General features: G+C 72.7%; 11 protein-coding genes. 8 read left to right on the plus strand and 3 right to left on the minus strand.

Annotated features, from left to right (window positions below; all coding sequences use genetic code 11):
- Position 1 precedes the first annotated feature (1 nt).
- From GFJ45_RS01130 to GFJ45_RS01150, 5 genes are read left to right on the plus strand one after another with little or no spacing between them, the layout of a single operon-like run.
- Positions 2–1012: an ABC transporter permease gene (locus GFJ45_RS01130; RefSeq protein ID WP_153393121.1), complete on the plus strand. Its 1011-nt coding sequence runs from the start codon at positions 2–4 to the stop codon at positions 1010–1012.
- A 7-nt stretch (positions 1013–1019) separates the two neighbouring features.
- The gene (locus GFJ45_RS01135; RefSeq protein WP_153393124.1) at positions 1020–1979 is read left to right on the plus strand and encodes an ABC transporter permease; all 960 of its coding nucleotides are present in this window, start codon (positions 1020–1022) and stop codon (positions 1977–1979) included.
- A gap of 13 nt (positions 1980–1992) precedes the next feature.
- Entirely contained in the window at positions 1993–3045 is a 1053-nt protein-coding gene (locus tag GFJ45_RS01140) for an ABC transporter ATP-binding protein (RefSeq protein WP_153393127.1), read from the plus strand.
- A complete protein-coding gene (locus GFJ45_RS01145) occupies positions 3042–4214 on the plus strand; it encodes an ABC transporter ATP-binding protein (protein ID WP_153393129.1) in 1173 nt (390 codons plus the stop codon). Before GFJ45_RS01140 ends, GFJ45_RS01145 begins: the two co-directional genes overlap by 4 nt.
- Positions 4215–4235: 21 nt before the next feature.
- Complete coding sequence (locus tag GFJ45_RS01150) at positions 4236–4970, plus strand: type 1 glutamine amidotransferase (protein WP_153393132.1); 735 nt, start codon at positions 4236–4238, stop codon at positions 4968–4970.
- Positions 4971–5006: 36 nt separating this feature from the next.
- Here the strand turns inward: GFJ45_RS01150 and GFJ45_RS01155 are convergent, their stop codons facing one another.
- The gene (locus tag GFJ45_RS01155; protein WP_153393135.1) at positions 5007–6680 is read right to left on the minus strand and encodes an alpha-amylase family protein; all 1674 of its coding nucleotides are present in this window, start codon (positions 6678–6680) and stop codon (positions 5007–5009) included.
- On the minus strand, positions 6677–7675 hold the full coding sequence (locus GFJ45_RS01160; protein WP_153393138.1) for a TIGR03885 family FMN-dependent LLM class oxidoreductase: 999 nt from the start codon (positions 7673–7675) through the stop codon (positions 6677–6679). Before GFJ45_RS01160 ends, GFJ45_RS01155 begins: the two co-directional genes overlap by 4 nt.
- 141 nt (positions 7676–7816) lie before the next feature.
- Here GFJ45_RS01160 and GFJ45_RS01165 point away from each other — a divergent pair, with 141 nt between their 5' ends.
- Positions 7817–10042: an NADP-dependent isocitrate dehydrogenase gene (locus GFJ45_RS01165; protein ID WP_153393141.1), complete on the plus strand. Its 2226-nt coding sequence runs from the start codon at positions 7817–7819 to the stop codon at positions 10040–10042.
- A gap of 42 nt (positions 10043–10084) precedes the next feature.
- Here the strand turns inward: GFJ45_RS01165 and GFJ45_RS01170 are convergent, their stop codons facing one another.
- On the minus strand, positions 10085–11002 hold the full coding sequence (locus tag GFJ45_RS01170) for a universal stress protein (RefSeq protein WP_194288450.1): 918 nt from the start codon (positions 11000–11002) through the stop codon (positions 10085–10087).
- Between the two features lie 106 nt (positions 11003–11108).
- Between GFJ45_RS01170 and GFJ45_RS01175 the strand changes: the two genes are divergently transcribed.
- Together GFJ45_RS01175 and GFJ45_RS01180 are read left to right on the plus strand one after the other, a co-directional pair.
- Complete coding sequence (locus GFJ45_RS01175) at positions 11109–11498, plus strand: ectoine synthase (protein WP_153393147.1); 390 nt, start codon at positions 11109–11111, stop codon at positions 11496–11498.
- A 79-nt stretch (positions 11499–11577) separates the two neighbouring features.
- Entirely contained in the window at positions 11578–13194 is a 1617-nt protein-coding gene (locus GFJ45_RS01180) for a cation:proton antiporter family protein (RefSeq protein WP_153393150.1), read from the plus strand.

Here is a 13194-nt window from a genome sequence, read left to right on the forward strand (position 1 = left end):
CGTGCTGCGCTTCATCGTGCGCCGGATGCTGCAGATGCTCCTGGCCCTGTTCGCGCTCAGCGTGCTGCTGTTCGCCTGGCTCCGGTCCCTGCCGGGCGGCGCGGTCTCCGCCCTCCTCGGCGAGCGTGGCTCGCCCGAGGCCGCCGCCGAGCTGCGCGCGCAGCTGGGGCTCGACCAGCCGCTGCCGGTGCAGTACTGGAGCTTCCTGGAGCGCGCCGCGCAGGGTGACTTCGGGATCTCGAACGGCGTCTACATCGGCCAGCCCGCGATGGACGTCTTCCTCTCCCGGCTCCCGGCGACGGTCGAGCTGAGCTTCTTCGCCATCGTCATCGCACTCACGGTGGCCATCCCGCTGGGCTACATCGCCGCCCGCCGGCGCGGCAGCCTGCTGGACACCAGCTCGGTCATCAGCTCGCTGATCGGTGTGGCCGTGCCGATCTTCTTCCTCGCCTACGTCCTCAAGTACCTCTTCGCCGTCCGGTGGGGGATCCTGCCGCCCTCGGGCCGGCAGACCGCAGGCATCGACGCCACCCACATCACCAACTTCTACGTCCTGGACGGCATCCTGACCCGCGAGTGGGACGCCGCGTGGGACGCCTTCCAGCACCTGATCCTGCCGGCCTTCGCGCTGGCGTCCATCCCGTTCGCGGTCATCTTCCGGATCACCCGCGCCTCGGTGCTCGAGGTGCTCGAGGAGGACTACGTGCGCACCGCCGCGGCCAAGGGGCTGCGGGCCCACACCATCCGGTGGCGCCACGTCATGCGCAACGCGCTCATCCCGGTCGTCACCATGATCGGCCTGCAGATCGGCGCGCTGCTGGCCGGCGCGGTGCTCACCGAGAAGGTGTTCGCCTTCCAGGGGATCGGGCAGGCGCTGGCGATCGGGTTCGAGCGCCGCGACTACCCGGTCCTGCAGGTCCTCATCATGATGGCGGCGCTGATCTACATCGTCGTCAACCTGCTGGTGGACATCGCCTACGCGATCATCGACCCGCGCGTCCGGACGAGGTGAGGCCGTCATGACCGACCGAGAGAGCGCATCGCTCGGGCAGCGCAAGAAGGCCCGCATCGACCGGCTGGCGGCTGCCGGCAGGATCAGCGAGGACGAGGGCGTCAGCCTGTGGCAGTCGGCCTGGCGCCGGCTGCGCACCGACCCGATCTTCCTGGTCGGCGCCACCATCGTGGTCCTGTTCGTGCTGCTCGCGCTGGTCGCCCCCTGGATCGCGCCGCACGACCCGACCGCGCGGCTGCTCATCGACCAGATCAACCGGCAGGCCAACCCCATCCCCGACCCGCAGCCGGGTCATCCGCTCGGTGGCGACGACGCCGGCCGGGACATGCTGTCCCGGCTGCTCGTCGGCTCCCAGCAGACCCTCATCGTGGGGGTGATGGCCACCCTGTTCGGGCTGACCGGCGGGCTCACCCTCGGAACCCTCGCCGGGGGCATCGGCCGCTGGGTGGACGCGGCCGTCATGCGCGTCGTCGACGTGATGCTGTCCATCCCGTCGCTGCTGATGGCGTTCTCGATCGCGGCGGTCTTCGCCCGCCCCAACCAGTGGACCGTGATCCTGGCCATCGCGATCATCCAGGTGCCCATCTTCGCCCGGCTGCTGCGCGGCTCCATGCTCGCCCAGCGGCACAGCGACCACGTGCTGGCGGCCCGCGCCCTCGGGGTGCGCCCGGCGGCGATCGTCTTCCGGCACATGCTGCCGAACGCGATCGGCCCGGTCATCGTGCAGGCGACGCTGGTGCTGGCCGTCGCGATCATCGACGCCGCCGCGCTGTCCTTCCTGGGACTGGGCAACCCCGACGACAGCGTCCCGGAGTGGGGCCAGATGCTCGGCCGCGCGCAGCAGTACTTCAACACCGAGCCGCAGCTGGCCTTCTACCCCGCGCTGTGCATCATCGTCGTCGCGCTGGGCTTCACGCTCATGGGCGAGTCGCTGCGCGAGGCCCTCGACCCCAAGTCGCGACGCTGAACGGAGCACCCCCATGACGACCGCCACGACGTCCACCACCCAGCCGGGCCGCCGGTCCGGCCGCGAGCCGCTGCTCGCGGTCGAGGACCTGCGGGTGACGTTCGGCAGCCGCACCTCCCGCACCGTGACGGCCGTCGACGGCGTCAGCTTCGACGTCGCCCCCGGCGAGACCGTGGGGCTGGTCGGCGAGTCCGGCTGCGGCAAGTCGGTCACCTCGCTGGCGGTGATGGGCCTGCTCCCGGCCCGCGGCGCCCAGGTCGCCGGCAGCGTGCGCTTCGACGGCGAGGAGCTGCTGACGCTGTCCCCGCAACGGATGGCCGAGAAGCGGGGCGCCGAGATGGCGATGATCTTCCAGGACCCGCTGTCCTCGCTGAACCCCGTCGTGCCGATCGGTGTCCAGGTCACCGAGGTGCTGGAGCGCCACCGCGGGATGAAGGGCGGCGCGGCCCGGAAACGGGCCACCTACCTGCTGGAGCGGGTCGGCATCCCCGACCCCACCCGGCGGCTGAGCGACTACGCGCACCAGCTGTCCGGCGGGATGCGCCAGCGCGCGCTCATCGCGATGGCGCTGGCCTGCGAGCCGCGGCTGCTCATCGCCGACGAGCCGACCACCGCGCTCGACGTGACGATCCAGGCCCAGATCCTGGCGCTGCTCAACGAGCTGGTCTCCGAGTCCGGCACCGCGCTGGTCATGATCACCCACGACCTGGGCGTGGTCGCCGGCCTGTGCAGCACCGTCAACGTGCTCTACGCCGGCCGGGTCGTCGAGCGCGCCGACCGGCACCCGCTGTTCGCAACCCCCCGGCACCCCTACACCGGCGGGCTGCTGGCCTCCATCCCCCGGCTGGACGAGGAGCGCGGCCGGCGGCTGGTGCCGGTGCCGGGCTCGGTCGCCGACAACATCCCGTGGGAGGAGGGCTGCGCGTTCGCCCCGCGCTGCCCCAACGCCGGTGACCGGTGCGAGGCGGAGACGCCCGCGCTCGTCCCCGACCGCGGGGTGAGGGACCCGCGGCTGCTGCGCTGCCACTACCCGCTGGCCGGTGACCGGACCGAGGAGGACGCATGACCAGCACGGCCGTCGGTACCGACATCCTCCTCGAGGCCCGCAACCTCAAGGTGCACTTCCCCATCAAGCGCGGCATCGTGCTGGACCGCACCGTCGGGTACGTGTACGCGGTGGACGGGGTGGGCCTGCGGATCCGGCGCGGTGAGACCTACGGCCTGGTCGGTGAGTCCGGCTGCGGCAAGTCCACGCTGGGGCGGGCGCTGCTGCGGCTGGAGCCCCTCACGGACGGGGAGGTGCACTTCGACGGCACCGACCTGTCCGGCCTCAAGGGCGGCAAGCTGCGGCAGCAGCGGCGGCACATGCAGATGGTCTTCCAGGACCCGCTGGGCAGCCTTGACCCCCGGCAGACGGTGGAGCAGCTGCTGCTCGAGGGCATGCGGGCGCACGGCCTCACCAAGGGCCGCGACGTGCGCGCCCGGCTGGTCGAGCTCATGGAGCAGGTGGGGCTGCCCCGCGCCGCCCTCACCAAGTACCCGCATGAGTTCTCCGGGGGGCAGCGGCAGCGGGTCGGGATCGCCCGGGCGCTGTCGGTGGAGCCGCAGCTGCTGATCGCCGACGAGCCGGTCAGCGCGCTGGACGTCTCGGTGCAGGCCCAGGTGATCAACCTGATGGAGGACCTGCAGGAGGACCTCGGCCTGACCTACCTGGTCATCGCCCACGACCTGGCGGTCGTGCGCCACATCAGCGACCGGATCGGCGTGATGTACCTCGGCGCCATCGTCGAGGAGGCCGACGCGGACAGCCTGTACGAGGTGCCGCTGCACCCCTACACCCGTGCGCTGATGTCTGCGGTGCCCATCCCGGACCCGACCGTGGAGGACACCCGGGAGCAGATCCTGCTGGCCGGCGACCTGCCCAGCCCGGCGGACCCGCCCTCCGGGTGCCGGTTCCACACCCGCTGCCCGTGGCGGCAGCCGACCCGCTGCGACGACGAGCGGCCCGAGCTCCGGGTGCCGGACGTGGCAGCGGTGGCGACCGGCGCCGGGGACGCCCGCCCGCACCGGGTGGCGTGCCACTGGGCGGAGGAGATCTTCCGTGGCGAGATCACCCCGAAGCGGGTGACGGCCACCGACACCGTCGCGCTCGAGACGGACGGGCTGGGCCCGGTCGCCGAGCACCCGTCGCCCCCGGAGGCCGACGAGGACGTCCCCCCCGTCCACGGCGGCTGACGACCCCGCCACAATGACCGCGTGACGACAGTGCTCGCGGTCCAGCACCAGCAGTCCGCCCCGCCCGGCTGGCTCGGGGAGTGGGTGGTCGAGTCCGGCGTCGGTGTCGAGGTGGTCCGGCCCGACCAGGGCGCCGCCGTCCCGGCGGACCTGGGCCGCTACGACGGGCTGCTCGTCCTCGGCGGCCGGATGGGCGCCCGGGACGACCGGGAGGCTCCGTGGCTGCCGGCCGTGCGCGCCCTCATCGCCACCGTGGTGAGCGCCGACCGGCCCTTCCTCGGCGTGTGCCTGGGCCATCAGCTGGCGGCCGTCGCGCTGGGCGGGGCGGTCGAGCCCGGCCCGGAGACCCGCTCCCGCGGGCTGGTGCCGTTCCAGCCCACCGCCGCGGGCCGCGACGACCGGCTGCTGGGCGGCATCGCCGAGGGGGCCCCGGTGCTGCACTACAACAGCGACGTCGTCACCGAGCTCCCGGACGGGGCGGACCCGCTCGCGCACGCTCCCGACGGCACCCTCCAGGCGGTCCGGCTGGGACGACGGGCCTGGGGCGTGCAGTGCCACCCGGAGGTGGACGCCTCGATCGTGCGCGCCTGGCTGGAGGACGACCACGGCCCCGCCTCCCGCTGGTCACCGGACGGGGAGCCGGCGGAGACCGTCCGGCGGGTCCGGGACGCCGAGCCCCGGCTGCGCCGGCACTGGGCGCCGCTCGGGCACGCGTTCGCGGCCGAGGTGCTCGCCGACGGCACCGCCGCCGGCTGAGCCCGCCCCGCCGGGTGGCAGCGCGCGGCGAGCCGCTCAGGGCAGCTGCATCCCCCCGGCGGGGCGTAGCCGCAGCCACCGGAAGCCGTAGCCCTCCAGGGCGACCTCCAGCACCCCGTCCTCGACCTGGACCTCGTCCTTGGCGAACAGGTCGACCAGCTCCCGTTCCTGCTGCACGCCGTCGACCGGGACGGTGACGCTGACCGGGTCGGAGGACAGGTTGTGCAGGGCGATGACGGCGACGTCCTCCAGGTCGCACCGGTGCGCCAGCACCTGGTGGTGCGGCTGCTCCAGGACGCGGAACTCCCCCCAGCCCAGCTCCGGGCACAGCCGGTAGGTCCCGATCAGGGTGCGGATGAAGGACCACAGCGAGTCCCCGTCCCGGCGCTGCTCAGCGACGTTGACGTGCGCCGGGCCGTAGCCGTCCGGCACCAGCCGCTGGATCAGGTCACCGGGCCGGGCCTCGGAGAAGCCGCCGCTGTCCTCGGCCGACCACTGCATCGGGGTGCGCACCGCCATCCGGCCCTCGGCCGCCAGGTCCTCCCCCATGCCGATCTCCTCCCCGTAGTAGAGGGTCGGGGTGCCCGGCAGGGAGAACAGCAGGCTGTAGGCCATCCGCACCCGACGGGGGTCACCGCCCACCATCGGTGGCAGCCGCCGCTTCAGGCCCCGGCCGAACAGCTGCATCTCCGGCTCCGGGCCGAAGGCGTCGAAGACCTCCTGGCGCTCCTGGTCGGAGAGCTTGTCCAAAGTCAGCTCGTCGTGGTTGCGCAGGAAGGTCGCCCACTGGCAGCTCGGGTGGATCGGTGGCCGGTCCTCCAGCGCGGCGACCAGCGGCCGGGCGTCCTGCCTGGCCAGCGACAGGTAGCACGCCTGCATCGACACGAAGTCGAACAGCATGTGCAGCTCGTCGCCGCTGTCCCCGCCGAAGTACTTGCGCTGCTGCTCGTGGGGCACGTTGACCTCGCCGAGGATCAGGGCCGTCCCCTTGCGACGGGACACGAAGTCACGGATCCGCTTGAGGATCACGTGCGGGTCCCCGGGCAGGTCCTCGGCGCGCCGGGTCTCGGCGTCGTCGATGAAGAACGGCACCGCGTCGACACGGAACCCGTCCACCCCCAGCTCGAGCCAGAACCCGGCGACGCGCATGATCTCCTCACGCACCCGCGGGTTGGCGACGTTGAGGTCCGGCTGGTGGGCGTAGAAGTGGTGCAGGTACCACTCGCTCGTGCGCTCGTCGTACTCCCAGATGGAGTCCTCCTCGTCGGGGAAGACGACCTGGTCGGAGGTGTCCGGGGGCTCCGTGTCCCGCCAGACGTAGAAGTCGCGGTACCTGGCGTCCTTGCCGCTGCGGGCGTTGACGAACCACGGGTGCTGGTCGGAGGTGTGGTTGATGATCAGGTCGGTGATGACCCGCATCCCCCGGTCGTGGGCCGTGCGCACCACCTCCACGAACTGCCCCAGGTTGCCCAGCCGGGAGTCCACCCCGTAGAAGTCCTTGACGTCGTAGCCGTCGTCCCGGTCCGGGCTGGGGTAGAACGGCATCAACCACAGGCAGGTCACGCCGAGCTCGGCCAGGTAGTCGATCCGCTGGGCCAGCCCGGCCAGGTCACCGACCCCGTCACCGTCGCTGTCGTAGTAGGTCTCGATGTCGAGGCAGTAGATGACCGCGTTCTTCCACCACAGGTCGCTGGTGTCCGTGATCCTCACGCCGTGGCCTCCTTGCTGCCGCCGGGCTGGCGGGGCTGCTGCCGCACCGCCGGCAGCACCCGCTCGGCGAACGTGTCGATGAAGTCGTGCTGGTCCTGGCCCACGTGGTGCAGGTAGAGGTCGTCGAAGCCCAGCTCGACGTACTCCCGTAGCCAGGCGGCGTGCTGGTCGGGGTCGGCGGAGATGCGCACCGGCCCGTGCACCGACGAGCGCGGCACGTGCGCCGCGATCGCGTCGAACCCCTCCGGCATCTCGGTGTCCCAGGTGACCGGCGCGCCGACGACGTTGCCGCGCCACTGGTCGTAGGCCAAGTCCTCGGCCTGCTGCTCGGTCGGCGCCCACGACAGGTGCACCTGGATCGCCAGCCGTCCCCGGCCGCCCGCCCCGCGGTAGGCGGCGACCACCTCGCGCAGCACCTCCAGCGGCTGGTTGATCGTCACCAGCCCGTCGGCCCAGGCCGCTACCCGGGCGGCGGACCCGGCGGAGACGGCGGGGCCGACCAGCCGCGGCGGCTGCGCCGGCAGGTCCCACAGCCGGGCACGGTCCACCCGCACCAGGCCGTCATGGCTGACCTGCTCCCCCGCCAGCAGCCGTCGGATCACGCCGACCGACTCCTCCAGCCGGCGGATACGGGTCTCCTTGTCGGGCCACCGCTCGCCGGTGACGTGCTCGTTCATGGCCTCGCCGCTGCCTGGAGCCATCCAGACCCGGCCGGGGAACATCTCCCCGAGGGTGGCGATCTTGTGGGCGAGCACGGCCGGGTGGTAGCGCTGGCCGGGCGCAGTCACGCACCCCAGCTCGAGGTGGGTGGTGGCGAGCGCGGCCGCGAGCCAAGACCAGGCGTAGCCGGAGTGGCCCTGCCGCTCGCTCCAGGGCGCCAAGTGGTCCGAGCACATCGCCATGTCGAAGCCGGCGCGCTCGGCGTGCTGTACGTCCGTCAGCAGCCGTGAGGGGGCGATCTGCTCGTGCGACGCGTGGAATCCGATCCTGGTCACCGGTCCACCTCACCGCACGCCGCACCGGTCGGCAACCGCTCGGCGTCCCGGCTGCACCCCGCCGGCGTGGCACCGGTTGGGTAGCCTGGCCGCTGACGACGCAGACGCATCGCACCCGACCGAGAGGCAGGCGCCCGGCCGATGGCCACGATCATCTACACCAAGACCGACGAGGCGCCGCTGCTGGCGACCTACTCCCTCAAGCCGATCATCGAGGCGTTCGCCGGGGCGGCCGGTGTCGACGTGCAGACCCGCGACATCTCCCTCGCCGGCCGGATCCTCGCCCAGTTCGCCGACCGGGTGCCCGCCGACCAGCAAGTGGCCGACGCGCTGGCCGAGCTGGGGCGGCTGGCCACGACGCCCGAGGCCAACATCATCAAGCTGCCCAACATCAGCGCCTCCGTCCCGCAGCTGAAGGCCGCGGTCGCCGAGCTGCAGCAGCAGGGCTTCGACCTTCCCGACTACCCGGAGGCCCCAGCGACGCCGGCGGAGCAGGACATCCGGGCCCGCTACGACCGGGTCAAGGGCAGCGCGGTCAACCCGGTGCTGCGGGAGGGCAACTCCGACCGCCGGGCCCCCGCCGCCGTCAAGGCCTACGCGCGCGCCTACCCGCACCGCATGGGTGAGTGGAGCAGCGACTCCCGCACCGAGGTGGCGACCATGGGCCACGACGACTTCGCCTCCAACGAGCAGTCGACGGTGGTCGAGGCCGAGGACACGCTGCGCATCCAGCTGGTCACCGACGAGGGCACCACCGTGCTCAAGGAGTCGGTCCCGGTGCTGCCCGGCGAGGTCGTCGACGCGACGTTCCTGGACGTGCGGGCGCTGGAGGAGTTCCTCGCCGAGCAGGTGGACCGGGCGGCGGCGGCGGACGTGCTGTTCTCGCTGCACCTGAAGGCGACCATGATGAAGGTCTCCGACCCGATCATCTTCGGCCACGCGGTGCGGGTGTTCTTCCCCGAGGTGTTCGAGCGCTACGGCGACGACCTCGCCGCGGCCGGGCTGCGCCCCGAGGACGGGCTCGGCGGCATCCTGGCCGGCCTGGACGACCTCCCCGGTGACACCGGCGCCCAGGTGCGCGCCGCGATCGAGGAGCGGCTCGGCCAGGCACCTCGGCTGTCGATGGTCAACTCCCACCGGGGCATCAGCAACCTGCACGTGCCCAGCGACGTCATCATTGACGCCTCGATGCCGGCGATGATCCGCAACGGCGGCCGGCTGTGGGGCCCGTCGGACGAGGAGGACGACACCCTCGCGGTCATCCCCGACAGCAGCTACGCCGGCGTGTACCAGGCCGTCATCGACGACTGCAAGGCCAACGGCGCCTACGACCCGACCACGATGGGCTCGGTCCCGAACGTGGGGCTGATGGCGCAGAAGGCCGAGGAGTACGGCAGCCACGACAAGACCTTCGAGATCCCCGCCGACGGCACCGTCCAGGTCGTGGACTCCTCCGGCGCGGTGCTGACCGAGCACCAGGTGCGCGCCGGGGACGTCTGGCGGGCCTGCCAGACCAAGGACGAGCCGATCCGTGACTGGGTCCGGCTCGCGGTGAGGCGCGCCCGGGCGTCCGGCTCCCCGGCGGTGTTCTGGCTGGACCGGGAGCGGGCCCACGACGCCAACCTCATCGACAAGGTCGAGCGCTACCTGGCCGAGGAGGACACCCAGGGCCTGGACATCTCGATCAAGTCGCCGGTGGAGGCCACCCGGTACTCGGTGGAGCGGATCCGGCGCGGTGAGGACACCATCTCGGTCACCGGGAACGTGCTGCGTGACTACAACACCGACCTGTTCCCCATCCTGGAGGTGGGCACCAGCGCCAAGATGCTCTCGGTCGTGCCGCTGATGAACGGCGGGGGGCTGTTCGAGACCGGCGCCGGCGGGTCCGCCCCCAAGCACGTGCAGCAGCTGCAGCAGGAGAACTACCTGCGCTGGGACAGCGTCGGGGAGTTCCTCGCGCTGGCCGAGAGCCTGCGGCACCTGGCGTCCCGGGAGGACAACCCGCGCGCCGCCGTACTGGCCGACGCCCTCGACGTCGCGACCGAGCGGGTGCTCACCGAGGGCCGTTCGCCGGCGCGCAAGCTCGGGCAGCTCGACAACCGCGGCAGCCACTTCTACCTGGCGCTGTACTGGGCCCAGGCGCTGGCCGAGCAGACCGACGACGCCGAGCTGGCGCAGGGCTTCGCCTCGGTGGCGCGCGAGCTCACCGAGCAGGAGGACACGATCACCCGCGAGCTGGTCGAGCCGCAGGGCAACGCGGTCGACCTGGGCGGCTACTACCGGCCCGACGACGCCAAGGCCGAGGCCGTGATGCGCCCGTCGGCGACCTTCAACGCCGTCATCGACCGGCTCCGCCCGCAGCGCTGAGCCACCACGGCACGGCGCCGCCCCGTCACGACCCCGTGGGGGTCAGTGGCCGGGCGGCGCCTTCACCACCGCCACCGGGCAGGTGGCGCCGCGCAGCACCTTCTGGCTGACCGAGCCGAGCAGCTTGCCGGTGAAGCCGCCCCGCCCGCGGGAGCCGACCACCAGCAGCGCGGCGCCGTCGGCGCGCTCCAGGATGGCCCGGCTGCTGGGGGCGTGGACGACCGCCACGGTGACCGGCACACCGGGGTGGCGGTCCCGGGACGCCTGCATCGCTGCCTCGACCCGCTCGGTCTGCCGCGCCTCGATGGCCCGCCACTCCTCGCTGTCCGGCTCGGTGACGACGTAGCCGTTCACCACCTCCAGGTACCAGGCGCTGACCGCGACGACGGCGGCGCCGGTCAGCTCGGCCTCCACCATCGCCACCTGCGCCGCCGCCCGGCTGTCGCGGCTGCCGTCGACCGCCACCACGACCTTCGCCGGCGCCTCCCGGTCCGTCTCAACCCCCTGGGGCACCACCACGACGGGCCGGTGGGCGTGCATGCTCGTGCTCAGCGCGCTGGTGCCGAGCACCTGCTCGCCGGGGCGACCGCGGCGGCCGGAGCCCACCACCAGCAGCAGGGCGTCGTCCTGCTGGTCGAGCAGCGTCGCCGAGGCCGCGCCGGAGGCCTCGGTCACGGTCACCTCCAGCCCGGGGTAGTCGCGGCGGACCTCCTCGGCCAGCCGCGGGGCCACCCGTTCCTCGTCGTGGGCGTAGAGCGCCTCCAGCACCGCCGGGCTGGCCATGACGGGGTCGTCCTCGATCGCCCCGGCTGCCAGCACCTCGCTGGCGTGCACCACACGTAACCCGGTGCCGTACCGGACCGCGGCGCGCGCCGCCCACTCCAGGGCGCTCCGGTCGGTCCCCGACCCGTCCACGCCTACCACGACGACCCTGCGGCCGGTCCCCTGCTGTGCTGCCACGACGACTCCTTCATCGGTGTCGGGGGCCCCGCCAGGTCCCCGGTGCCGCCAGTATGGCGCCCGGCCGGCCGGTTGCGCCCGCGCCGCCCCCGTTAGGCTCTGGGCCATGAAGGTGATCCACATCGAGGACCTGAACGACACCGACCAGGACGTCGACCACGGCAACTGGCGCAGCCGCCGCTTCGTGCTCGCCAGCGACCGCGTCGGCTTCTCGTTCCACGACACCCACCTGCGCGCCGGGACCGAGACCGACATGTGGTACGCCAACCACGTCGAGGCGGTCTACGTCTACGCCGGCAAGGGCACGCTGCGGAACCGGGAGACCGGCGAGGAGTTCGACCTCCGTCCCGGCACGATGTACCTGCTGGACGGTCACGAGAAGCACACCGTGAAGGTCGAGGAGGACCTCCGCACCGCCTGCGTGTTCAACCCGCCGGTGACCGGCCGGGAGGTCCACGACGAGAACGGCGTGTACCCGTTGATCACCGAGGACTGACGGCCCGGTCGGCCCGGGACCGCGCTGCCGGTCCCGGGCCGACCGGTCCCCGGCCCACCTGACCGGACCGGAGGTCACCATGGCGTCGGTGTCGCTGCTGCTGGGCGCCACCCTCGCCTGTGGCCTGCTCGCGGTCCTGCTGCGGCTGCCGCCGCTCGTCGGCTTCCTCGCGGCCGGCTTCCTCCTCCACGCAGGGGGCGTCAGCGCCCCGCCCGGCCTGGACGTCGTCGCCGACCTCGGCGTCACCCTGCTGCTGTTCGGCATCGGCCTCAAGCTCGACGTCCGCTCCCTCCTCGAGCGCCACGTCTGGGTGACGGGCCTGACGCACCTGGCCGCCAGCATCGCCCTCGGCGCCCTCCTGCTGCTGTCGCTGTCCTGGGTCGGGGCGGGGCTGCTCGCCGACGTCCAGACCGACGACCTGGCGCTGCTGGCGTTCGCGCTGTCGTTCTCGTCCACCGTCTTCGTCGTCAAGGTGCTGGAGGACCGCAGCGAGTCGCAGTCGCTCTACGGCCGGACGGCGATCGGGATCCTGATCATCCAGGACCTGGCGGCGGTCGTGTTCATCGCGGCCTCCGGCGCCACCCTGCCCAGTCCGTGGGCGCTCACCCTGCTGCTGCTACCTCTGGTGGCCTGGCTGTTGCGGCGGGTCTGGGACCACACCGGACACGGTGAGATGCAGGCGTTGTTCGGGGTGGTCGCGGCGCTGGTACCCGGCTACGCCTGGTTCGAGGCGGTCGGGCTCAAGGGCGACCTGGGCGCCCTGGTCGTGGGCGTGCTGCTCGCCTCCCACGCCTCCGCCAACGAGCTGTCCCGGACGCTGTTCACGGTCAAGGAGCTGCTGCTGGTCGGCTTCTTCGTCTCCATCGGGATGACCGGCCTGCCGCCGGCCCCGGACCTGCTGGTGGCGCTGCTACTCCTGCTGGTGGTGCCCGTGAAGGCCGGTGGCTACGTGCTGCTGCTGTCGCTCATGCGGCTGCGTCACCGCACCTCGGTGCTCGCCGGCCTGGCGCTGGCCAACTACTCCGAGTTCGGGCTCATCGTGGCCGTGGTCGGCAGCAGCACCGGCATCATCGGTGAGCAGTGGGTGGCGGTGCTGTCGGTGGCCGTGGCCGCCAGCTTCGTGCTCTCGGCGCTGGTCAACCGCCGCGGGACCGGGTTGGTGCGGCGGATCGCGGCCAGGCTGCCGGCCCAGGACCCCCAGCGGCTGCACCCCGAGGACCGGCCGATCGACATCGGCCGTGCACACGCCGTCGTCCTCGGCATGGGACGGGTCGGTCGGGCGGTGCACCGGACCCTGACCGAGGACTACGGCATGACCGTGCTGGGCATCGACAGCAACCGCACCCGGGTCGCGCGGCTGCGCGAGGAGGGGATGGACGTCGTCGAGGGGGACGCCACCGACGCCGAGTTTTGGGAGCGGATCTCCCGCGCCGGCAGGGTCAGGCTGGTGGTGCTGGCGATGCCCTTCCACGGCGCCAACCTGTTGGCCGTGGACCGGCTCACCGCCAGCGAGTTCAACGGCACGGTCGCGGCCGTGGCCCAGTACGACGACGAGATGGCCGAGATCACGGCCCGGGGCGCCGACGCGGTGTTCCAGATCTACGCCGGCGCCGGGACCGCCCTCGCGGAGAGCGCGGCCGAGGCCGCCGGCTACCGGCGGGGGCAGGGCGCCGGCCCCCGCGCGGCGGACCGATAG

The organism is Ornithinicoccus halotolerans (genome assembly GCF_009602535.1).
Taxonomy (GTDB): Bacteria; Actinomycetota; Actinomycetes; order Actinomycetales; family Dermatophilaceae; genus Ornithinicoccus; species Ornithinicoccus halotolerans.

Bases quoted from the DNA above. Each gene is read 5' to 3' on its own strand.
- GFJ45_RS01135 (WP_153393124.1), top strand. From the start codon at position 1,020: ATGACCGACCGAGAGAGCGCATCGCTCGGGCAGCGCAAGAAGGCCCGC.
- GFJ45_RS01140 (WP_153393127.1), top strand. From the start codon at position 1,993: ATGACGACCGCCACGACGTCCACCACCCAGCCGGGCCGCCGGTCCGGC.
- GFJ45_RS01145 (WP_153393129.1), top strand. From the start codon at position 3,042: ATGACCAGCACGGCCGTCGGTACCGACATCCTCCTCGAGGCCCGCAAC.
- GFJ45_RS01165 (WP_153393141.1), top strand. From the start codon at position 7,817: ATGGCCACGATCATCTACACCAAGACCGACGAGGCGCCGCTGCTGGCG.
- GFJ45_RS01175 (WP_153393147.1), top strand. From the start codon at position 11,109: ATGAAGGTGATCCACATCGAGGACCTGAACGACACCGACCAGGACGTC.
- GFJ45_RS01180 (WP_153393150.1), top strand. From the start codon at position 11,578: ATGGCGTCGGTGTCGCTGCTGCTGGGCGCCACCCTCGCCTGTGGCCTG.